General features: G+C 41.8%; 18 protein-coding genes. 3 read left to right on the forward strand and 15 right to left on the reverse strand.

The genetic code is table 11. The features are described 5' to 3' along the window. Positions 1–88: 88 nt before the first annotated feature. Positions 89–1,456: an NADH oxidase gene (locus CWM22_07410; GenBank protein AUC91727.1), complete on the reverse strand. Its 1,368-nt coding sequence runs from the start codon at positions 1,454–1,456 to the stop codon at positions 89–91. Positions 1,457–1,760: 304 nt separating this feature from the next. On the opposite strand from CWM22_07410, the gene CWM22_07415 reads away from it, so the two are divergent. Then, positions 1,761–1,940, forward strand: a complete 180-nt coding sequence (locus CWM22_07415) for a hypothetical protein (protein ID AUC91728.1) — start codon at positions 1,761–1,763, stop codon at positions 1,938–1,940. 77 nt (positions 1,941–2,017) lie between these two features. Here CWM22_07415 and CWM22_07420 read toward each other — a convergent pair whose 3' ends face one another. Then, positions 2,018–2,356 carry a hypothetical protein gene (locus tag CWM22_07420; GenBank protein AUC92865.1) on the reverse strand — a complete coding sequence of 113 codons (339 nt, stop codon included), beginning with the start codon at positions 2,354–2,356 and terminating at the stop codon, positions 2,018–2,020. Positions 2,357–2,523: 167 nt separating this feature from the next. Here CWM22_07420 and pepF point away from each other — a divergent pair, with 167 nt between their 5' ends. Next, on the forward strand, positions 2,524–4,314 hold the full coding sequence (gene pepF / locus CWM22_07425) for an oligoendopeptidase F (GenBank protein AUC91729.1): 1,791 nt from the start codon (positions 2,524–2,526) through the stop codon (positions 4,312–4,314). Positions 4,315–4,342: 28 nt separating this feature from the next. Here pepF and CWM22_07430 read toward each other — a convergent pair whose 3' ends face one another. From CWM22_07430 to CWM22_07475, 10 genes are all read right to left on the reverse strand, one after another. Further along, a complete protein-coding gene (locus CWM22_07430) occupies positions 4,343–4,735 on the reverse strand; it encodes a hypothetical protein (GenBank protein ID AUC92866.1) in 393 nt (130 codons plus the stop codon). Positions 4,736–4,957: 222 nt separating this feature from the next. Further along, positions 4,958–5,908 carry a 2,6-dichloro-p-hydroquinone 1,2-dioxygenase gene (locus tag CWM22_07435; GenBank protein AUC91730.1) on the reverse strand — a complete coding sequence of 317 codons (951 nt, stop codon included), beginning with the start codon at positions 5,906–5,908 and terminating at the stop codon, positions 4,958–4,960. A 131-nt stretch (positions 5,909–6,039) separates the two neighbouring features. Further along, positions 6,040–6,747: an aquaporin family protein gene (locus CWM22_07440; GenBank protein ID AUC91731.1), complete on the reverse strand. Its 708-nt coding sequence runs from the start codon at positions 6,745–6,747 to the stop codon at positions 6,040–6,042. Positions 6,748–6,760: 13 nt separating this feature from the next. Further along, complete coding sequence (gene glpO, locus CWM22_07445; GenBank protein ID AUC91732.1) at positions 6,761–8,590, reverse strand: type 1 glycerol-3-phosphate oxidase; 1,830 nt, start codon at positions 8,588–8,590, stop codon at positions 6,761–6,763. A 75-nt stretch (positions 8,591–8,665) separates the two neighbouring features. Beyond that, complete coding sequence (gene glpK / locus CWM22_07450; GenBank protein ID AUC91733.1) at positions 8,666–10,180, reverse strand: glycerol kinase; 1,515 nt, start codon at positions 10,178–10,180, stop codon at positions 8,666–8,668. Between the two features lie 229 nt (positions 10,181–10,409). Further along, a complete protein-coding gene (locus tag CWM22_07455; protein ID AUC91734.1) occupies positions 10,410–11,873 on the reverse strand; it encodes a DNA-binding protein in 1,464 nt (487 codons plus the stop codon). Then, positions 11,863–13,215 (reverse strand): NAD(P)/FAD-dependent oxidoreductase, encoded by a 1,353-nt coding sequence (locus CWM22_07460; protein AUC91735.1) that lies wholly within the window; start codon positions 13,213–13,215, stop codon positions 11,863–11,865. The genes CWM22_07455 and CWM22_07460 overlap by 11 nt, the downstream gene beginning before the upstream one ends. Next, entirely contained in the window at positions 13,121–13,447 is a 327-nt protein-coding gene (locus CWM22_07465; protein AUC91736.1) for a hypothetical protein, read from the reverse strand. Before CWM22_07465 ends, CWM22_07460 begins: the two co-directional genes overlap by 95 nt. 319 nt (positions 13,448–13,766) lie before the next feature. Then, the gene (locus CWM22_07470) at positions 13,767–14,702 is read right to left on the reverse strand and encodes a 4-hydroxy-tetrahydrodipicolinate synthase (protein ID AUC91737.1); all 936 of its coding nucleotides are present in this window, start codon (positions 14,700–14,702) and stop codon (positions 13,767–13,769) included. 72 nt (positions 14,703–14,774) lie between these two features. Continuing rightward, complete coding sequence (locus CWM22_07475) at positions 14,775–15,851, reverse strand: aspartate-semialdehyde dehydrogenase (GenBank protein ID AUC91738.1); 1,077 nt, start codon at positions 15,849–15,851, stop codon at positions 14,775–14,777. A 221-nt stretch (positions 15,852–16,072) separates the two neighbouring features. Here CWM22_07475 and CWM22_07480 point away from each other — a divergent pair, with 221 nt between their 5' ends. Next, positions 16,073–17,236 carry an IS30 family transposase gene (locus tag CWM22_07480; protein ID AUC91739.1) on the forward strand — a complete coding sequence of 388 codons (1,164 nt, stop codon included), beginning with the start codon at positions 16,073–16,075 and terminating at the stop codon, positions 17,234–17,236. A 334-nt stretch (positions 17,237–17,570) separates the two neighbouring features. Here the strand turns inward: CWM22_07480 and CWM22_07485 are convergent, their stop codons facing one another. From CWM22_07485 to CWM22_07495, 3 genes are all read right to left on the reverse strand, one after another. Then, entirely contained in the window at positions 17,571–18,665 is a 1,095-nt protein-coding gene (locus CWM22_07485; GenBank protein AUC91740.1) for a glycerol dehydrogenase, read from the reverse strand. Between the two features lie 120 nt (positions 18,666–18,785). Then, complete coding sequence (locus CWM22_07490; protein ID AUC91741.1) at positions 18,786–19,742, reverse strand: glycerol dehydrogenase; 957 nt, start codon at positions 19,740–19,742, stop codon at positions 18,786–18,788. 31 nt (positions 19,743–19,773) lie between these two features. Further along, the gene (locus CWM22_07495) at positions 19,774–20,442 is read right to left on the reverse strand and encodes a fructose-6-phosphate aldolase (protein AUC91742.1); all 669 of its coding nucleotides are present in this window, start codon (positions 20,440–20,442) and stop codon (positions 19,774–19,776) included. Positions 20,443–20,453: the final 11 nt, after the last annotated feature.

Consider the following 20,453-nt stretch of genomic DNA (forward strand, 5'->3'; position numbering starts at 1 on the left):
AATTCAAGTTTTTTTGATATTTTTAAATATAATTTCAATTTTTACTAAAAAAGCCCAGAGTCATCTCTGAGCTTTTGTATTCAATAGATTATTCAGCACCCAATGCAGCTACTGTGATGTAGTTGTATGGTTTGTTGAAGTGTGGCAAGAAGAACAAGTCTGTCAATGCCAATTTTTCGATTGTTACACCTTCTTGGATTGCCAATGAGAAGAGGTGGATACCCATAGAGATATCTTCACGAGCAGCCATTTGCGCACCAAGGATACGACGTGAATCTTTATCGTAAACAATCTTGATAGTAACAGGGAAGTTACCATGCTCCATGAATTCTGGTTTTTGGTTGTCTGTTACTTCAGTAACAGCAGCGTTCAAACCAAGACGAGTAGCTTTTTCAAGTGTCAAACCTGTTGATACAAGGTTAAGTCCGTAGATAGAGATACCGTTAGAACCTTGTACACCGATACCTTCAAGGTCAGTACCACAGATGTTGTGTGCTGCTACGATACCAGTACGTACTGCATTTGAAGCCAAAGCGATGTAGCTTGTGTCGCCAGTAGCGTTGTCATAAATAGTTGCACAGTCACCGATAGCGTAAACACCTGGGATTGAAGTTTCTTGACGTTTGTTTACAAGGAAGGCACCGTTACGGAAACGCTCGATTCCTTCACCTGCAAATGCAGTGTTTGGACGGAAACCAACAGCCAAGATAACCATGTCAACATCGTATTCGTTCTTGTCAGTGATGATTTTCTCAACTTTGCCATCACCAGCAACTTCTTGAACAGTTTCGCCAAAGGCAAGTTGAATACCATGCTCTTCCAGGTTTTTAGCCATAAGATCTGACAAATCACGGTCATAATAACCAGCCAAACATGTATCTACAACGTCGATAAGGATAACTTCTTTACCTTTACGTTGGAATGCTTCTGCAAGCTCAACACCGATATAACCAGCACCAACAACTGCGACGCGGTTGATGTCTTTGTTTTTCAATTTTTCAATAACATCAGCTGAGTTTTGGTACAATTTTACGAATTGCAAGTTTTCAAGAGTTGCTTCAAATTCAAGAGAACCTTCTTTGATTTCAGCTCCTTTGATTGGTGGCAAAATAGGTTGTGAACCAGTTGCGAAAAGAAGTTTTTCAAATGATTCAACATGTTCTTGACCATTTACAAGTGCAGTAACTGTTTTTGCATCGTAGTCAATATTTGTAACAGGTGACTCCATGTATACTGTCGCGCCCAAGCTCTCCAACTCTTCTTTGTTTGAGTAGAAAAGTCCTTCAGGACCGCCAATTTGCTCACCAATCCACAAAGCCATACCACAACCCAAGAATGAAATATTTGAGTTTTGGTCAAATACAACGATTTCGTTTTCTTGACCATAATTTGTCAACATAGTTTTGATTGCGGCAGTACCAGCATGGTTAGCACCGACAACAACGATTTTAGCCATAATGTGAAATCTCACTTTCGAAAATATATTTTTTTACAAAGTCTATTATACACTAAAAATGATACCGATTACAAAATTTTTGCTCAGAATATCACATTTTTTTCAAAAAGTTTTTGAAATGCTATTTTCTTTAAACAATGTAAAGATATATAAAAGCAAAAAGGGAGTGGGAAAGAACTCGACCAAGATAAAAAGAGTTCGTCAACAAGTCTTTATTTCTAGTTGTTGAGCTGAAACAGTCTATCCCCAGACTGTTTCACTCCCACCCCCGCATAGTTCCAACTGTCTGGGGGACAGTTGGAAGTTGGAAATAGAGCGAACAAAGTTCGCTACAAAACTGTCTGGGAGACAGTTTGAGGTTGGAGATGAAGCGAACTTTGTTCGCAACAGTCGTAATGATCAGATTTGGAGTGCAAAACACGAATTGCTGAGATTTGCTTCGCAAATACTATCTCCAACCTTTAACAGTCCACTGGACTGTTAAACCCAATCAACCACTGCGCTGAGATGTTGACACGAACTCTGAGCAGTGGTCCTGGGCTTTTTGCCCAGCCTCTTCTCTTAACGTACTTGTTCAAAACGCAGATGTACAATAATCTTATCGCCATAGCCGTTACGTTCCAAATCACGTTGCAAGCGATAGGAAATGTAATGCTCAGCAATAGAAATATACCCTGCATCTAAAAGACGGTGTTCAACTTGCGACTGAACCATGCTAATCGTTGGTCGCTCTGTATGAGCTTCTTCCAAGTCAAGCACTACTTTCTTTGTGACCTGAGCAAGATTTTTCCGCCAAGTTTCATCAATGACATAGACTGTCTGTGCAGCTTTAATGATGGCTTGGTAGATTTTATCTGGGTCAAATTCAACAATCTCTCCACTACGTTTAATGACTTGCATAAAAGCTCCTTTCTGGTTTTCAGTAAACCCTTTCATACTTACATTATCTAGGTTTTTATGCATTTTGTCAAGTATTTCTTTTTCATAAATTTTGCCTTGGCTTATTTTCACTGAAAGCCCTTTAGTATGATATAATGGACCTATTAAAATGAAATAAGGAGAAAATCATGACAAACGCAATGCCTAAACGTCAAGAAATTGATGTACAATTAACCTGGGATACGGACATTCTATTTCCAACCCCTGACAACTACAAAGAAAATTTAGCAGCCTACGCTAAGCAAGTGACAGCTTTCGAATCGAATTACAAAGGGAAGCTAACTGATAAGGATACCATCGTTTCCGCCTTAACAGAATACGAAAAAATCGTTATTCTTGATAGCAGACTTTCCCACTATGCCTTCCTTCCTTTGGAAGTCGATAAGATGAATACTGAATTGGCGAGCCTGGCCAACGAATACGACCTCGTTTCTGCCAAGGCACGTCCTCAACGAGATTTCCTCTATTCAGAACTTGGGCAATTAGATGAAGCCTTTCTTCTTGAATTAAAAGAAGAACAACCACAATGGGCTGCTTTCTTTGATGGTATTCTCCGTGACAAGCCGCATCAACTGCACCCACTTCAAGAAGAGCTTTTATCAAATTTTGCTCCAACCTTTGGCCAGCCATATAACAACTACGGTGTGACCAAGTTTGAGGATATGACCTTTGACAACTTCGAGGCAAATGGTCAAACACTCGGCAATAGCTATGTGCTCTTTGAAAATGATTATGAACTCAGCCATGATACCGAAATCCGTCGTAATTCAGCTGCTGGTTTCTATTCAACCTTGAAAAAATACAAGAATACAACCGCAGCGACATATTTATCTCATATCAAGAATGAGCAAATTGAAGCTCGCTTGCGTGGTTTTGACAGCACAATTGACTTCCTCTTGCATAGTCAAAATGTCTCTCGTGATCTCTTCGACCGTCAGATTGATGTCATCATGAAAGAATTGGCTCCTCACATGCGTCGCTATGTGAAATTGGTTGCTAAGGCTCATGGATTGGACAAGATCACACATGCTGACTTGAAAATCAGTCTACCATCGGAATACAACCAACGCATCACTCCTGAAGAATCTAAGCAATTCTTGATTGACTGCTTGGGCATTCTTGGTGAAGATTATGTGAAAATGATTGAACAATCATTTGATGAGCGTTGGATTGACTTTGCTCAAAACGAAGGTAAGGCTACTGGTGGCTTCTGTGCTACTCTTTATGATGGACCATCTTACATCTTACTTTCATGGACAGGCTTGATGAACGAGGTCTTGGTATTGGCTCACGAATTGGGACATGCTGGTCATTTCCAATTGGCTAAGAAACAAAGCGTTCTCAGCTACGATCCATCCCTCTACTTCATCGAGGCGCCTTCTACTGCTAACGAAGTCTTAACATGTAACACCCTTTTGAAAAACAACCAAGATCCTGGCTTCCAGGCTTACTTGATTAGCGAGTTGATTAGCCGTACTTACTTCCACAACATGGTCACTCACTTGCTTGAAGCAGCCTTCCAACGTGAAGTCTACACTCGTTTGGACAATGAAGAATACCTCAACGGTGATATTCTCTGCCAAATCAAGTTGGATATCATCAAGGAATTCTGGGGTGAAGACTTTGAAATCGGTGACGATGCAGGTCTTATCTGGATGCGTCAACCACACTACTACATTGGTTTGTATCCATATACCTACTCAGCTGGTTTGACCATCGGTACGGCTATGGCGAAACAATTGGAAGAAAAGCCTGAAGAAGTTGTTGAAAAATGGTTGGAAACCTTGTCACTCGGTGCAAGTCTTTCTGCCCAAGACCTTGCTAAGCACGCAGGTGTTGATGTTTCGACTGACCAGCCACTCAAAGAAACCATCGCCTATGTCGGTTCCTTGGTTGATAAATTGGAAACACTTATCTAAGACAAATAAAAGACTTGAACTTATTTGTTCAGGTCTTTTTGTCTATTCTTTCTTGATACCAATTTTTGATATAGGTCAATTCATCCTGACTTAAAAAATGTCCCTTGTCAAAACGAGCTAGGTTGGCTCTGGGAAAAGCTGACGCTTGCCAGTCATCTACAAGATTTTTAAGAGCGACTTGGTCGACGAGTTGGTCATTCTGCCCCAGTGTAAATAAAATCTCTGCTCTGCTATTTTCCATAGGAAAAGCATAATCTAAGGCTGAAGGATGGAGCAAGATATAATTGTCCGCCAGGTTTGCTTGCTTGGTCAACAAGCCCATGATGAAATTAGCACCGTTTGAAAAACCTACGAAAGTAATCTGACGATAATCTCGGATGTCCAAGTCCTGCCAAAAATCCAGAAAAGCCGACAAGCGCATTTCAAAATCAACAAGATCCAACTGACCGTCGATCAGCGGTGCAAAGAATCGCCTTTCTCTGCCTTGACCCCAACTTCCATCTAAGGAAAGGACAGAAGCTTTTGGATCCAGCTGTTGGCGGAGAAAGAGCGTGGATTCCTTGTTGCCACCTGTGCCGTGGAAAAAGACCAAAAGACGGGGACTGGTCCCTTTGATAAAGCGATAATCCATATCTCATTTCTCCTAATAACGTTGGGAGAGATTTTTTTCGATATCCTGTCTGTCCTCCTCAAAGAAACTTGGCAAAAATAGGTCTACCTGATCCAACTCTTCATTCTGAGCTGGCATTTCCGATTCGCGTTCACCAGTCATGGTTGCCACCTCAAACATAAGGTAATTCGGCGCTCGGAAGTACAAGGAATGCATGAAATCTCGATTGATAATCCCAGAATGTGGACGATTGATGAGATTTAAGCGACTAATCAGGTCTTCCAAGTCGGACTCATCTAAGACACTAAATGCGATATGATGAATAGCCCCGACTCCCATAACACTGATTGGAGACTCTTGGTCTAAAATCAAATACAGGCGATGCTGGAAGATGTTGTCAAAGAGAAGAGAAATCACTAACTTATCCTCAAAGACAAATCGACCTTCCTCGACGAAACCAAAAGTCTCTGTCAGTAAAGATAACAATGCCTTTTCTTCACGAATCCGCATATGTAGACTGGCGATGCCAAGAATAGCGTATTCTGACGGAATTTCATCTATTTTATACGGAAACATTTCTCCGATAGCGTTATGATAGGTTAAGCCAAGCAACTGGCCATCTTCATCTTGGAAATTCAGAATATGCCCATTTCCAAAAGCCTGAATTCCTTCATTCTCCACTTCAAACTCTGTCAGTCTTTTCTGCCAAAATTCCAAGGCAGCAAAATCTTTAACAAGAAAAACGGTTCGTTCCAAACGATTGCTGCCTGGTCGATGACTAGGATGATTGGGCATATCAAAAATGGTAAATTCCGTTCCAAAACGACCTTCATCATCACCCAAAAAGAGATGATACATGCTTGAATCTTCTTGATTGACAGTTTTCAAGGTCAATTTTAAGCCGAGAATATGATGATAAAAATGATAGGCTTGATGAATATTTCCTACCAAGCTTGAAATGTGATGAATACCTGTATTGTTCATAAGATGACCTCACTGATGTTGATAGACTTATTTTATCACTAATTATTGATAAATAACAATCTTTTGCTCACGATTGACAGCCAAGTAATAAAAAACTTCCCTAACCATTGCTGATTAGAGAAGGATATTTTTTAAAAAATGAGACCATATAGGACAGCCGCAAGCAAACCTCCGATGATTGGACCAGCTACTGGTACCAAAGCATAGCCCCAATCTGAATCGCCCTTGTGCTTCAATGGAAGGATGGCATGCATGATACGAGGACCAAGATCACGCGCAGGGTTTAGGGCATATCCTGTTGGGCCACCAAGAGAAACTCCGAGGGAAACAATCAAACCACCGACGATTAAAGTGCCAAGCCCTGTTGGAAAATCATACTGACCGAAAGCCAGTAGTCCCAAGACCAAAACAAAGGTTCCGATTGCTTCGCTAATTGTATTAGAAACTAAGTCCCGGATGGCAGGTCCAGTAGAGAAGGTTGCCAATACAGCAGCTGTGTCTTCAGTAGCGTCGTAGTGATCCTTGTACATGAGGTAGACCAAGATACTTCCGATAAAGGCTCCGATAAATTGTGCAAGAATGTAAGGGACTACAGAAGCCCATGGGAGATTTCCTGCAAAAGCCATTGCAATTGATACAGCTGGGTTGAGGTGGGCTGGGCCCAATAAACCACTCACAAAAGCTGCCATGGCTACTGCTAGACCCCAACCAATTGTGATTACAATCCAACCAGCATCCTTGGCCTTACTCTTATCTAGCACTACCCCTGCTACAACACCGTTACCAAGTAATATCAGCAAGGCAGTACCCAGTACTTCACCGATTAATTCATTTGTCATCATGCACCTCTTTCTATTTTTCTTTCAAATAGGTCAAATCATTCTTAACAAGTGTATCTGCCAACAATTGTTCCTGTTGAGCAACTTCTTCCTCTGACCAAGCATAATAAGCTGCCATTTCCTTGATGATTTCAGGCGCAACTGCATCCAACTGCTCACGCATAAAGAGCATGTAGTTGGTACGACGGAGAAGATAGTCAACTGCGGTCAAGGTCATCTCTTCCTTCATAGCATAATGAAGGGAAAGCAAGTCACGCTTGTTCAAGCCAGAAACGGCTTCTACTTTATGGTTCAATGCAAAGACTTTTGTCGCATTTGAGCCGTACAAGTTTGCCAAGTAAAGCGCATCATCATAGACAAGTCCTTTCTTCACACCTAGTTGAGCAAGATGTTCAATTTCTTCTGCTACGTTAGCTGGGTTCAATTCGCCACCAGAGACTGGGTAAGTTTTAGAATTGATGAGTTTGAAGCTACGTCCATGTTCTTCTTTGAGGATGTCTGCCACTTTTTCAATTGCACCTTCCGCCATCTTACGGAAGTCAGTAATCTTACCACCAGCAAGAGTCAGCAAACCATTGTCATCACGGTCAAGGGCAGAGCCACGTGATACAGCTGAAGGATCCAAGTGTTTTTCAGAAACGCTACCTTCCAAATGTGTCAAATCATGTTCCACATCGTCACGTGTCTTTTCATTGTTCAAATAACCTTTAACTGTTTCAATCAAGCTATTAAAGCTGTCATCACTGAGTTTTCCGTTGTTGCCACCATTGTAGTCAGAAGCACCATTTCCAGACAAGAGGGGACGAAGACCTGCCCAACCGCTCTCAATGTCATCCAAGGTCAAGTTCGCTTCTGGGAAGCGATTGTTGACAATATCAAGCAGGTAGTCAACGTCTTCTTGGGTTACCATTGGATTTGCCAAATCACCAGTATAGTCTGTATCTGTCGTACCAAAATAGGTTTTATTTTCACGTGGAAGGACAAAGACCATTCGACCATCCGCATAGCCAGTATCAAAGTAAGTCGGCTGTGGTACAGACAAGCGAGAGCTATCGACAACTAGGTGCACACCCTTGGTCGGACGCATCTGGAGAACGCCTGAACCTTCTCCATCCAGATTACGCACTTCATCACTCCATGGTCCTGTTGTATTGATGACCAAACGCGCACGGATTTCAAAGGTGCGGTCTGTCAGTAAGTCACGAGCGACGATCCCGACAACTTTTCCAGCCTCATCCTTGATGAATTTCTCAGCTTTGACACGGCTGGCAATCAAGGCACCATCCTTGGCTGCACGTTTGATATTTTCAATAACCAAGCGGGCATCATTGTTACGGAAATCAAGATAGACACCGCCACCAATCAAACCTTCTTGCTTCAAGTTTGGTTCACGTTCAAGTACTTCTTCTTTAGTCAAGACCTTATTGGCCATATCGGTATTATTGACGCCAGCCAAGAGATCATAGAGGTCCATAGCCACTTTCAAACGGAAAAGACTGAAGGTTGAACCTGGCTCGTCGTAGACTGGCAAGAGCATCGGGTCTGGCTTTGGAATATGTGGGGCAATATTTTGTACTACAGCACGTTCAGATACGGTATCGGATACCACTTCCACGTCAAATTGTTTGAGGTAGCGAAGACCACCGTGAACCAATTTTGTTGAACGGCTGGATGTTCCTTCTGCAAAGTCCTGCATTTCGATCAAGGCTGTTTCCATGCCACTTGCAGCTGCCTGTAAAGCCACACCAGCACCAGTAATACCACCACCGATAATGAGGAGGTCAAGTTGACGATCCTGCATTCGCTCAATAGCTAAGCGTCTTGTTTCTTTTGAAAATTCCATACGATTCACTTCCTAACTTTCGAATAGGACTGTCTAGCAAGAGGAAATTCTTCTTTCCCCTAGCTAACAAGTCCTTTATTGCTCCTCATCCACTTCTGCAAATAGTTGAGTTGCTGCGACAGCTTTTTTCCATCCCTTGTAAAGTTGTTCTTTACGAGCTTCGTTCATGGTTGGTTGGAAGGATTGGCCGACAGCGTTGAGTTCTTTCAATTCATCCAAATCTTTCCAGAAACCAACTGCTAAACCTGCTAAGAATGCTGCTCCAAGAGCTGTAGTTTCAAGGTTTTGAGCGCGTGCGATTTCAATACCCAAAATATCTGCTTGGAATTGCATGAGGAGGCTGTTCATAGCTGCACCACCGTCAACCTTCAAGACAGAAATATCAATACCTGTATCCAATTGCATGGTATCAATAACATCACGAACTTGGTAGGCAATGGATTGAAGAGTTGCTTTGACGAAGTCTTCTTTAGTTGTTCCACGAGTTAAGCCGAATACTGAACCACGCGCACCAGAATTCCAATACGGAGCACCAAGTCCTGTAAAGGCTGGAACAACATAGACTTCATCATTGCTGGTAGACTTACGAGCAAGCTCTTCTGACTCAGGTGATGTAGTCACCATTCGCATGCTATCACGGAGCCATTGAACCGCTGAACCAGCGATAAAGATAGAGCCTTCCAAAGCATAGTATACTTTACCATTGATACCATAGCCAATTGTTGTGAGAAGGTTGTTCTGTGACAACTGCATCTCTTCACCTGTATTCATCACGATGAAGGAACCAGTTCCGTAAGTATTTTTCACCATACCTGGCTCAAATGCCAATTGTCCAAACAGAGCTGCCTGTTGGTCACCTGCCATGCCAGAGATTGGCACTTCTGCGCCATAGAAATGGAATGGAGCTGTTGTGCCATAAACTTCAGAGTTTGAACGAACTTCCGGCAACATGGCTTTTGGAATATTGAGAAGAGATAAAATTTCATCATCCCATTTCAACTCTTCAATGTTGTAGAGCATGGTACGAGCTGCGTTTGAATAATCCGTCACATGGCATTTCCCATCAGTCAATTTCCAAACCAACCAAGTATCAATGGTTCCGAAGAGAATCTCACCTTTTTCAGCACGTTCCTGCGCTCCAGGAACTTGGTCCAAAATCCAACGAACTTTGGTTGCTGAGAAGTAAGCGTCGACTACTAGACCTGTCTTTTTATGAATCATATCTGCATGACCATCCGCCTTCAGCTGGTCAGCAATATGAGCTGTTTGACGAGATTGCCAGACAACTGCATTGTAGATTGGAAGTCCTGTTTCTTTGTCCCAGACAACGGTTGTTTCACGCTGGTTGGTAATACCAATTCCTTCAATCTGATCAGGACGAACACCGCTTTCGATAAAGGACCCTGCAATCACAGACTGAACAGAATTCCAAATTTCATTGGCGTTATGTTCAACCCAACCTGGTTTAGGGAAAATTTGCGTAAACTCTTTTTGGTAACTGCCAACCTTTTCACCTTTTTTATTGAAGATAATGGCACGTGAACTTGTAGTTCCTTGGTCAATGGCCATGATGTATTTTTCAGTAGACATAGGTCTCCCTCCTGTTTGTTTATCTTTTTTTGAAAACGCTTCCGTTTTCTTGGTAATTCTATTCTAACCCATTCTTGTGAATTTTTCCTATCATTTTTTTCAAAAAAATAAAAAAATCTGATAAGCAGTGGCTAGAAAGATGATTCTATCAACTGTTATCAGAGTTTATAAAATAAATTTTTCAAGGTTAAATGCACTTACATTTTTCACAAAGACTATCTGACATCATCTAGCGATGCTCGATAGGAAAAGAAGTTTTGGTCGCCATAATCTCTGATTGACAGGACTTTTGATGATATATATCCTGTATCCATGCCTTTAATTGTACGATGTCTTGGATTTTCAATCGATTTCCTAGGCAATAAACTGGAACGCTTGTATTTTCGAGGTAATCTGTAATGATCAAATCATAGTCATATCCTGCTTGATAGGGCTCAATAAGAACCTGACGATTGCCTTCTAACTTCTCCCTTAGTTGCAACAAGAGAGGATAGGATAGAACCTCATGTAGGGAAGAAGCAAAAGCAACCTTGACCTGTATAGGCTGGACCTGGCTAAAATAAATATACAAAACCGCAATATTTGTCAGATAAGAGTTCCTTATTTCTTTATCGACTTTTCTATGAAAAACTGATTTATAGACGTCTTTTAGCAAGTCTGCTGCTTCTGGATAGAAACTAGAAGCTTCTACTTCTTCCAGTTCAAGGGAAGAATAAAAGAAATATAGCTGGCTCATAATTTGGTTCAGATGATAGAGCGCTTCTTCTGAGACTGGTAAATTTCCCTCAAAATATAACCGTAATTTCTGAAGAGCCAAAGAGGTAGCTTCCATAATCGGCCCACCGAAACCAAGAACCTGCTCTAATTGATGCGGCGCTAAAATGAAATGGCTAAACAGGAAAGCAAACAACGCCATAATCTCCCCTTCTTGGAAAGAGGTGGATTGTTGCTGACTTAGTGTAAAATACATCTTTCTCAAACGTCGGTAAAACTTATGTTCTTGATAGGGTTCCATCAATTTGTAAAGATGCTTAAAATCTAGCTGTCGCAATCGAGAGCGTTGCTGTGAAATCATTAACCACAACAACAGACGATGGGCTTGCTTGGGATTGAGCGGCGATTGATAGAAGCGTTCGAAAACCGGCAATAAAGCCTCTATTTTCCCTAGCATAAACTCTTCTTGTAATTCCGCTCTCGTAGTAGTCAAACTCAACATTTGATGTAAAAAGTACCGTATTTGAAGCTCACTACCTTTTAGACGACCACTTTTGATTCCAATACCAAATTCTGCCAATATCTGGTTCAAAGAGGCAAGATGGCGATTCAAAGTCGCTTCGCTTATCAGCAATTCTTGAGCCAGCTGTTGAATAGAAACCTCTTCCTTATCAGATAAATAAACAATAATTTGATATTTGGTACTGGTTTGACAGAGATAGGCTAGGATCCGATGAAGACTCAAACTGGTCTTTTTCTTCAAAAAGGCCTTTTCATCTTCGAGTTGAAAAGAGAGTCCCAAGTCGGTTACTTCCTCTTCTTCATTGAAAGATACAATATAGCGAAGAAGAGTTGATTTTGACAATTCTAAATAGTGACAAATATCCTTTAGCGATGGCGCCTCTTTCCTATCTTCTAAGTAGAGGAGAAGCTGATAAATGGCGCGCTCACGCTTTTCCAATAAGGAATCAATCCGCATAGACACCCTCCCCATCAACCTGATAAAATTGCCGAATATACTCTTGAGCGGCCTCTACGATGAAGGGGACCAGAGGAGTATTTCCAGGAAGACAGAGCCAAGAATGTTCTACCAAGTCAAAGACGGTCAAATCCTTTGAAATCGCTAGAGACAGTACATCCATCTGTTCAATATAATCTGCAGTAGAAACGAGTTGTCCCCCTATGATGCGCCCACTCGTTTCTTCGACAATCAGCTTGAAATCTACTAAAGTTGGTTCCCACTGGCTATATGACCTTCTAATCCGGATCGATTTACTCTCCAACCACAAGCTCGCCCCACTCTCGGTCAAGCCAAGGCTAGTTATATAATAGCCAAATACATGACTAGAAACAATCCGCTGGGCTCTCTTAATAGGAGCAATCCTCTTTTGCAAATTTCGAGCAGCCATCCTCCCTGTCATAATCGCATGATGAATCATCGGAAGATATGCCTGGCCAAAATAATCTACTGGGAGACTGACCAAATCACCTACAGCAAAAATATTCTCTTGACTTGTTTCAAGAAACTCATCCACCCATACAGTCCCTTCTGCAGTCACTTTTAGCCTGTCTTTCACTAGCTGAATATTGGGCGTCAAATTGGTGGATGGCAAGACTAAATCAGCTGGATAATTACCTGTGACTGTATGACAAACCAGCTGTTCTTCCTGAGTATCAATCGTTATCTGATTGACTGTTTCAGATAAATGAAGTTGGATTCCTCTTTTTTCCATCTCTTGACGAATCAACGCAATCATATCCTCATCAACGTACTTTGCAAGGAGTGAATCTTGCGCCTCAAACACATGCAAATTCAAATCCAACTGGCTAAGGGCATCCAAGCTTTCCAAACCAATCTGTCCTGCCCCAATCACTGCAACTGTTTTTGCATTTGTCAATTTCTCTAGACTAGCTTGTGCTTGAGATAGCGTTTTTGAGCAAATTAGATAGTCTTGAAGTTCTTCCGTTCCCCATTCCCATGTTTGACTAGCTCCCATAGCCAATATTAGCCGGTCATAAATAATATCACCTATATCTTGATGATGCCGTATCTTTACCTTTCGCATTTCGGGATAAACTGCGAGACATTCTGTTTCAAAAAGACAAGAAATAGCTGCATGCTGCACCTCGCTGAACAAAGAAATCTTCGCTTCTTCCCAACCAGAAATTTTTCCTGCCACTTTCCAATTCAAGGTATTTGGAAAGTAAGCCACATCTTTTTCTCTATCAATTAGTGTTATTTGAGCATTCTGATACAATTTTCGACATTCTAAAGCTGCACTTAAACCAGCAAAGGAGGCACCTATAATAACAATATTCATACTTAATCCTTTTATCGTTTTTAGTCATTATATCAAGAATGCCAAAAAATTGAAAAGGCTTGCAACTAAAAAGCACACCAGATAACTGATGTGCTTGTGTAAACTTAAATAAAACGACTCCCCTGACTGTCCTCGCTTTCGCATTTCTAGGCTCGGGTCTTCTATGGTCACTTTCATATTTCTTGGTGACCAGCTGAAACAGTTCCCCGCACTGTTTCACTCCCCCAGACATTGTTCGCTCTCTTGTTTCTTGGCTCGCGTTAAAACAGTCTATCCGTAGACTATCCTCGCTTTCCAGTTTCTTGGCTCGGGTCTTCTATGGTCACTTTCATATTTCTTGGTGACCAGCTGATGTACTTCACTTTTTTGTTTTCAGGCTCAGGTACGAATAGACCACCGGTTTATTCGTATCCCCCAAACAAGCCTCGCTGTCGTATTTTCAGGCTCGGGTTAAAACAGTCACTTCCCTGACTGTTTTAATCCACTCCCCCAGACATTGTTCGCTCTCTTATTTCAAGGCTCACGTTAAAATAGTCACTCCCCTGACTATTTTAATAATCCGGTCTTACGACTCCTGTTACTGTGGCTTTGGTCGCTTCGTAGTCACCGTCAACGACAACTTTAATAATGCGTTTGGCATCTTCTTCTGGACATGGAACCAACGGCAAGCGGAGTGGACCAACTTCAAATCCCATATAGTTAAGAACTGCTTTAACTGGTGCAGGACTTGGATAAGAGAATAAAGCATTAACTTTCGGAATAAACTTGCGTTGAATGGCAGCTGCTGTTCGGATATCTTGCTGCTCAATAGCAGTAAACATCTCATACATTTCATCACCATTCGTGTGAGATGCAACAGAAATCACACCATCTGCTCCCAAGTTCATTGCATGGAAAGCATCGCCATCCTCACCTGTATAAATCAAGAAGTCTTCTGGTTTATGCTCAATTAGGTAAGCCATGTTGGCAAGGCTTGTACACTCTTTAACACCGATGATGTTTGGATGCTCAGCCAAACGCAACATGGTTTCTGGCGTCATTTCGACCACGACACGACCTGGGATATTGTAGATAATGATTGGCAAATCAGAGGCATCCGCAATAGCCTTGAAGTGCTGATACATTCCCTCTTGAGAGGGTTTGTTGTAGTAAGGCACGATAGCAAGCCCTGCCGCAAAGCCTCCGAATGCCGCCACTTCTTTGGCAAACTCAATCGAGTCGCGCGTATCGTTTGTACCGATACCTGCAATTAGGGGAACACGACCATTGACAATTTTTTGCACAGCACCAAATAGTTCCAGTTCTTCCTCGTGTGTCAGGGTTGGACTTTCGGCAGTTGTTCCTGCTAATAAAATCCCTTCTGTATGATGGGACAACAGATGCTCAATCAAATCTGGTAATACATCATAGTTAATTGCACCATCTTCTTTAAAGGGCGTAATCATAGCCGTAATAATTTTTACATCACGCAAATCTTGAATAGACATAGGCTTCCTCTCTTACTGATTGTTGCTAAAAAAGGCTGAGTGCAGCCTTTTGTGTACTTTTGGTTAATAAAATTATTTCAATTCAAACTTCAATTCTGCCGTTGGACGAACTAGACCACGCTCATGAAGGGTTTCAGCGATTTGAACAGAGTTCCATGCTGCACCTTTAAGCAAGTTGTCAGAGACAACCCACATATGAATACCGTTTTCCTTGTCCAAGTCCTTACGGATACGACCGACAAAGGTATCGCGGCTACCAACTGCATTGACAGCTTGTGGATAGACTTGGTTTGCCACATCATCTTCCAAAACTGCGCCTGGGAAAGCTGCAATAGCTGCTTTCACCTCATCAATTGGAGCAATTTCTTTTGTTTCAATGTAAACAGACTCTGAGTGAGCTGACAAGACTGGAATGCGGACGCAGGTTGCAGAAACAGCAATACTGTCATCTTCCATGATTTTCTTAGTCTCTTTTGTCATCTTCATCTCTTCATAAGTGTAGTCATTTTCAGTGAAGAGGTCGATTTGCGGAATAGCATTGAAACCGATTGGATAGTGCTTCTTATCGCCACCAGAAGGAAGAATATTTGCTTCTACCGCTTTTGGCTCTACTCCATCATTCAAGACTGCACGCAATTGAGCTTGGGTTTCCAAGATAGCTCCCATACCTGCACCAGAAACTGCCTGATAAGTCGAAACGATGATGCGCTCCAAGCCCCATTTCTGACGAACAGGTTCAAGAGCAACCATCATCTGAATGGTCGAACAGTTAGGGCAGGCGATGATACCATTGTGATTATCAAGCGCGTGAGCATTCACCTCAGGAACAACCAAAGGTACATCTGGATTTTGACGGAAATAAGAGGTGTTATCAACGACAACTGCACCAGCTTTCACAGCATAAGGAGCGTACTTGGCAGATGTAGAGCCACCAGCTGAGAAGAGGGCAATATCGACTCCTTCAAAAGCTGTTTCTGTTGTTTCTTCGATGACAATGTCCTGTCCCTTGAACTGCAAGGTCTTGCCTGCTGAACGGGCAGATGCCAAGAAACGTACTTTCTCGATTGGAAGAGTTGATTCTTCCAACATTTTAATCATTTGGGCACCAACTGCACCAGTCGCACCAACAACAGCTACTACATAAGCCATAGAAATCTCCTTTAAATCAATTCTTCAAAATTTTCTAAATATTTGTTATTTCATAATTATACCATAATTTTATAAAATGAAAAGCCCTGAGAAAGAATTTCCCAAGGCAATTACTTCGGCTAAATTCCCAAAGTAAGTTCCAGTCTAACCCAAAAGCTGGAAATTAGACTGAGACAAAGAAATAAGGTAGAACTTACTATGGGACAAGTTGGTAACTGACAATGAAAAACAAACACTTAACCCTCTCTGATCGCAATGATATTCAAATAGGAATTGAACAACTTAAGCCCTTCTCAGCTATCGCTGCTAAGCTAGGAAAAGACCCGTCCACAATCTCAAAAGAAGTTCGGAGAAATAGGGTGATAAAAGAGAACTCTAGTACCTCCAATTGTGAGGCCTGCCCTTTACTCAAAAAGGCTCCCTACGTTTGTAATGCCTGTCCGAAAAAGAGAGGCAACTGCGGATACCAGAAACAGTTCTACTACGCAAAAAGAGCTCAGCTTGATTATGAAGCTAAGCTCTCAGACTCGAGAACGGGTGTTGCGCTAAACAAGGAAGAATTCTATCGCATGGATGAGATTGTTTCTGCTGCCATCCAAAAGGGACAACACCTCAACCACATCATCGCCTCAAACGAACTTTCGGCATCCAGAGCTTCTATCTACCGATACCTTGAAAAAGGCTATCTGTCCACAAAGCCCATTGATTTCCCCCGTGTCGTGAAATTCAGAAAGCGGAGAACCAGAAACCTACAACCCATTCCTAAAACTGCCAAAGATGGACGGTCTTACGAGGACTTCCAACGCTTTCTCATAGAGAAAGGAATCAGCTATTGGCTGGAAATGGACACCGTTACTGGACGGATCGGCGGAAAGGTACTTCTCACCTTTAACCTCTCCTTCTGTAACTTTATCTTCGCTCGATTACTTGATAATAAAACAGCTAATGAGGTCGCTAAACATCTCTACGCTATCAAGAATGACCTACATCAGAAAGAGATGGACTTCTGCGAACTATTCCCTGTCATTCTGACCGATAATGGTGGTGAGTTCGCCAGAGTGGACGACATCGAAATGGATGTTCGTGGAGAATCAAAGCTCTTCTTCTGTGACCCCAATCGTTCTGACCAGAAAGGGAGAATTGAGAAGAATCACACACTTATCAGAGATATTCTTCCTAAAGGAAGTTCGTTTGATAACTTGACACAGGAGGACATCAACCTGGTTTGTTCGCATGTCAACAGCGTCAGACGAGCTTCTTTCAACGGAAAATCCGCCTATGAACTCTTTACATTTACCTACGGTGATGAATTGGCAACACTTTTGGGAATCTCTAAAATTGACCCTGAGAACGTCATCCAATCACCTCGATTATTGGATAAATAATCGTTAGTTTTTATCAAAAAATAATTTCAAAATAGAAAGGAACTTGTCCCTTCCAAAATTCCAGATAGCTAGAACTTACTTTGAGACGTCTCAGAGCCAGTAACTTTAGTGTACTCTTTTTTTCAACATTTTCAACCCTAAAACTCACTACTATCAACATTTTTAGTCAAAAACAGAACTTAGTCTGAGACTAAATTCTGTTGATGTTGTGCAGTTTTCTCAAAGTAACTTCTGGAAGGACGGGAACTAGAACTTACTTTGAGAATTTACCGGCAATTACTTCGAACCTCTATTCACAAGTTTAGATGGACATGCTCAACTGTGAATGCTCTTCTTATTTATCTAACGAGCGAACATAGTAGTCAACAGCCATCAGAGCTTCTGCAACGTCTTCTGCTGAAATAGCAAATGGCATACCGTGAATTGTTTCTCCTTCAATCGTCGCTTGTTGGCCGACTTTCAATAGATCTTCATAACCAGCATCAGCCAAATGTAACTCCTCCAAAGTTGTTGGAAGACTCAAGGCTTGATAGAAACGGATGTATTTTTCCAATTCTTCTTTCGGACGGTTTTCCAAGAAGAGCTGGGTCAAGGTCCCATAAGCCACTTTTTCACCATGTGTCAAATGGTGAATGTCTCCCTCCAAGGCGGTGAATCCATTGTGTATCGCATGCGCCGCGGCCAAACCTGCACTTTCAAAGCCTAAACCACTTAGCAAGGTATTGGCTTCAACAATGTTCTCTAAAGCAGCTGTCACAACCTTGGCTTTACAGCTGGCCATGGCTTGAAGTCCATATTCAAAGAGTGTTTGTTCACAGGCTTGCGCAATAGCGATACCAGCAAGTGTCTGACCTCCTCCTGCCATTGTTGTTCCATTGCTTTGTAAAATAGCACGCGCTTCTACCCACGTCGCCAAGCCATCCGCAATACCAGAAGCCAAAAGACGTGGCGGTGCTTGACAAATAATCGCTGTATCTACCAAGACAAGATCTGGATTTTTCTTATAGAAAATATAGCGTTCAAACGCCCCTTCTTCAGAATAAATGACAGATAAAGCAGATGTCGGAGCATCTGTTGAAGCAATTGTTGGAGCAATGACAACTGGCACCCCTAGTAAATCAGCAATCGCCTTGGCTGAGTCAATTGTCTTACCACCACCTAGACCGATTACGACATCACTAGCCTGTTCTTTTCCGATTTCTACGACGCGCTGGATTTCCTTGTCAGATGCTTCTCCATTAAAGGCAACACGATGGACTTGCATCCCTTCTTCAACGAGATAGGACAAAAACTTCTCACCGACAATCCCATATACTAAATCATCACAAAGAATCAAAGGCTTTGTTCCTAATTTTCCGATAGCTTCTGCACCTTGGAAAAGGACATGTTTACCTTGAATATAGCGAGATGGACTTGCAAATACTTTCATAAGAATTCCTCCTTGAAATAATAGATAGTGTTATATTGAGTAATAAACGACAGTTAGCATTGCCGAAAGCAAGAGGCATGAGCCCGTATTTTAAACATTGCCATTGTACAGCGATGCCTACTAGCAACGTGTCGAGCCATCTTCTCCTATCTCTAGTGCAATTTCCTTGAAAACGGCCTCCAGCAACAATAGATTGCTAGAGTTTGCAGACAAAAGCAACTGTTGACACCACTTCAGCCTGGCTTGAAATTCTTCTGATTCCTGAGTCAAATAGGTCAAAAACAAATAGAGGACAACATTTCGTTTCAATGGCTCATCCACTAAATCCTCTCTTCTTTCGCTGAGCTTTGATTCTATTTGTTGAATCACGTCCCAAGCATCACTAGGTAGGTCTAATGTTACACAAGTAGAAAGAACTTCTAAGACATCTTGTACTTCTTTTGATAATATTCGGGCTTCAAAATTCTCTATAGCTTGAAGACTACTTCTTAATAAAACGCTTTCAAAACCTCTGATAAGAATATCATCTACCAAGCTGAATAGATGATTTCTTTTTACTTCTTTTATGGCTGCTAGATAAAGAAGAGTGTTGACCAATCCATTTATCAACTCCGAGGTAGTTTGTATCAATAATTGCTCCCTATCCGCTATAATTAGCTGGATGGACTCATTAAACAATGGTCGCTCTCTTTTCTTATTTTCCAACGATACCCGAGGTAGAGTGGCAAGCGGCGAAGTCGGTATAAGAACAGCTGGCAAGTCTAGTAAATCTGCAACAGCCTTTGTACAAGCTGCCACGGAACTATTACCAATGCCAATAATATGGTCTGCACGATGTCGGAAACCAACCTCCCCACATTCTTCAACCGAGTTCTGGTCCCACTCCTCCATATAGGCTATTTTAACAATAAGTCCATGACAAGTTAAAACTTTCACAAAACTTTCTACAGTCGTATTATACTCCTGTTTTGTACATAAAACAAGGGGGCGATGACCTATTTTCAAAATGTCAATCGCACAAGTGTCTAAAAGATGATTTCCTTGGATAGTGCGTGAAAGACCTGAGAATTGTTTCATAGTGCCCCCTTATTTTATAATATAGAAATGTTTAGATAGTATACCTTCCATGAATGGCAGACCAATCATCTGCAAAATCATTTACCGCCTTTTCAATGGATGGCATAGAAAAGGCTGCTTCAAATATATCTGCACCTGCCGTAATAGCCTGCGCCCCATTTGCAAATGCTTGGTTTACTTGCTCCACATTTTTGAATGATGCCGCTAAAATTTTACTTTCCGAACACTCCCTATCAATCGCTTCTGATAACTGAGCGATGACCGCATTCGAATCAATATTCAGATTGGCCATGCGATTGTAGTACGGCGCTAAGTAATCTGCACCCGCTTCAATAGCTAACAAGCCCTGAAAAACGGTATAAATCGCTGTTGCTGTAATCTGATAACCTTGCGCTTTCAATGTTTTCATAGCAGCCAAACCAGCAGGCGTTACCGGAACCTTAATATAGACATTTTCCGGTGCAAATTCACGAATTTTTTTAGCGTCTGCCAAAATCCCTTCATAATCCTTTGCCACAACTTGCACATGTAGTGAAGCATTTGGTCCGATGATATCACGGATAAGGTGCAAACGTTCAAAAAAGTCAATGTCACCTTCTTTCTTCGCAATCGTTGGGTTTGAGGTCACCCCCGCAAGGGGTAGAACCTCAGCCCATTTTCGTATTTCCTCTATATTTAAGGTGTCCAGCATGAATTCCATAATAACCTCTT

The organism is Streptococcus suis (genome assembly GCA_002831545.1).
Taxonomy (GTDB): domain Bacteria; phylum Bacillota; class Bacilli; order Lactobacillales; family Streptococcaceae; genus Streptococcus; species Streptococcus suis_P.

Excerpts from the sequence above, each read along its gene's own strand:
- CWM22_07480 (AUC91739.1), top strand. The coding sequence starts at position 16,073 with ATGAAAAACAAACACTTAACCCTCTCTGATCGCAATGATATTCAAATA.
- CWM22_07470 (AUC91737.1), bottom strand. The coding sequence starts at position 14,702 with ATGTCTATTCAAGATTTGCGTGATGTAAAAATTATTACGGCTATGATT.
- CWM22_07435 (AUC91730.1), bottom strand. The coding sequence starts at position 5,908 with ATGAACAATACAGGTATTCATCACATTTCAAGCTTGGTAGGAAATATT.
- CWM22_07465 (AUC91736.1), bottom strand. The coding sequence starts at position 13,447 with ATGTCTGGGGGAGTGAAACAGTGCGGGGAACTGTTTCAGCTGGTCACC.
- CWM22_07410 (AUC91727.1), bottom strand. The coding sequence starts at position 1,456 with ATGGCTAAAATCGTTGTTGTCGGTGCTAACCATGCTGGTACTGCCGCA.
- glpK (AUC91733.1), bottom strand. The coding sequence starts at position 10,180 with ATGTCTACTGAAAAATACATCATGGCCATTGACCAAGGAACTACAAGT.
- CWM22_07485 (AUC91740.1), bottom strand. The coding sequence starts at position 18,665 with ATGAAAGTATTTGCAAGTCCATCTCGCTATATTCAAGGTAAACATGTC.
- CWM22_07460 (AUC91735.1), bottom strand. The coding sequence starts at position 13,215 with ATGAATATTGTTATTATAGGTGCCTCCTTTGCTGGTTTAAGTGCAGCT.
- CWM22_07475 (AUC91738.1), bottom strand. The coding sequence starts at position 15,851 with ATGGCTTATGTAGTAGCTGTTGTTGGTGCGACTGGTGCAGTTGGTGCC.
- CWM22_07420 (AUC92865.1), bottom strand. The coding sequence starts at position 2,356 with ATGCAAGTCATTAAACGTAGTGGAGAGATTGTTGAATTTGACCCAGAT.
- CWM22_07495 (AUC91742.1), bottom strand. The coding sequence starts at position 20,442 with ATGGAATTCATGCTGGACACCTTAAATATAGAGGAAATACGAAAATGG.
- glpO (AUC91732.1), bottom strand. The coding sequence starts at position 8,590 with ATGGAATTTTCAAAAGAAACAAGACGCTTAGCTATTGAGCGAATGCAG.
- CWM22_07440 (AUC91731.1), bottom strand. The coding sequence starts at position 6,747 with ATGACAAATGAATTAATCGGTGAAGTACTGGGTACTGCCTTGCTGATA.
- CWM22_07490 (AUC91741.1), bottom strand. The coding sequence starts at position 19,742 with ATGAAACAATTCTCAGGTCTTTCACGCACTATCCAAGGAAATCATCTT.
- CWM22_07455 (AUC91734.1), bottom strand. The coding sequence starts at position 11,873 with ATGCGGATTGATTCCTTATTGGAAAAGCGTGAGCGCGCCATTTATCAG.
- pepF (AUC91729.1), top strand. The coding sequence starts at position 2,524 with ATGACAAACGCAATGCCTAAACGTCAAGAAATTGATGTACAATTAACC.
- CWM22_07430 (AUC92866.1), bottom strand. The coding sequence starts at position 4,735 with ATGCGCTTGTCGGCTTTTCTGGATTTTTGGCAGGACTTGGACATCCGA.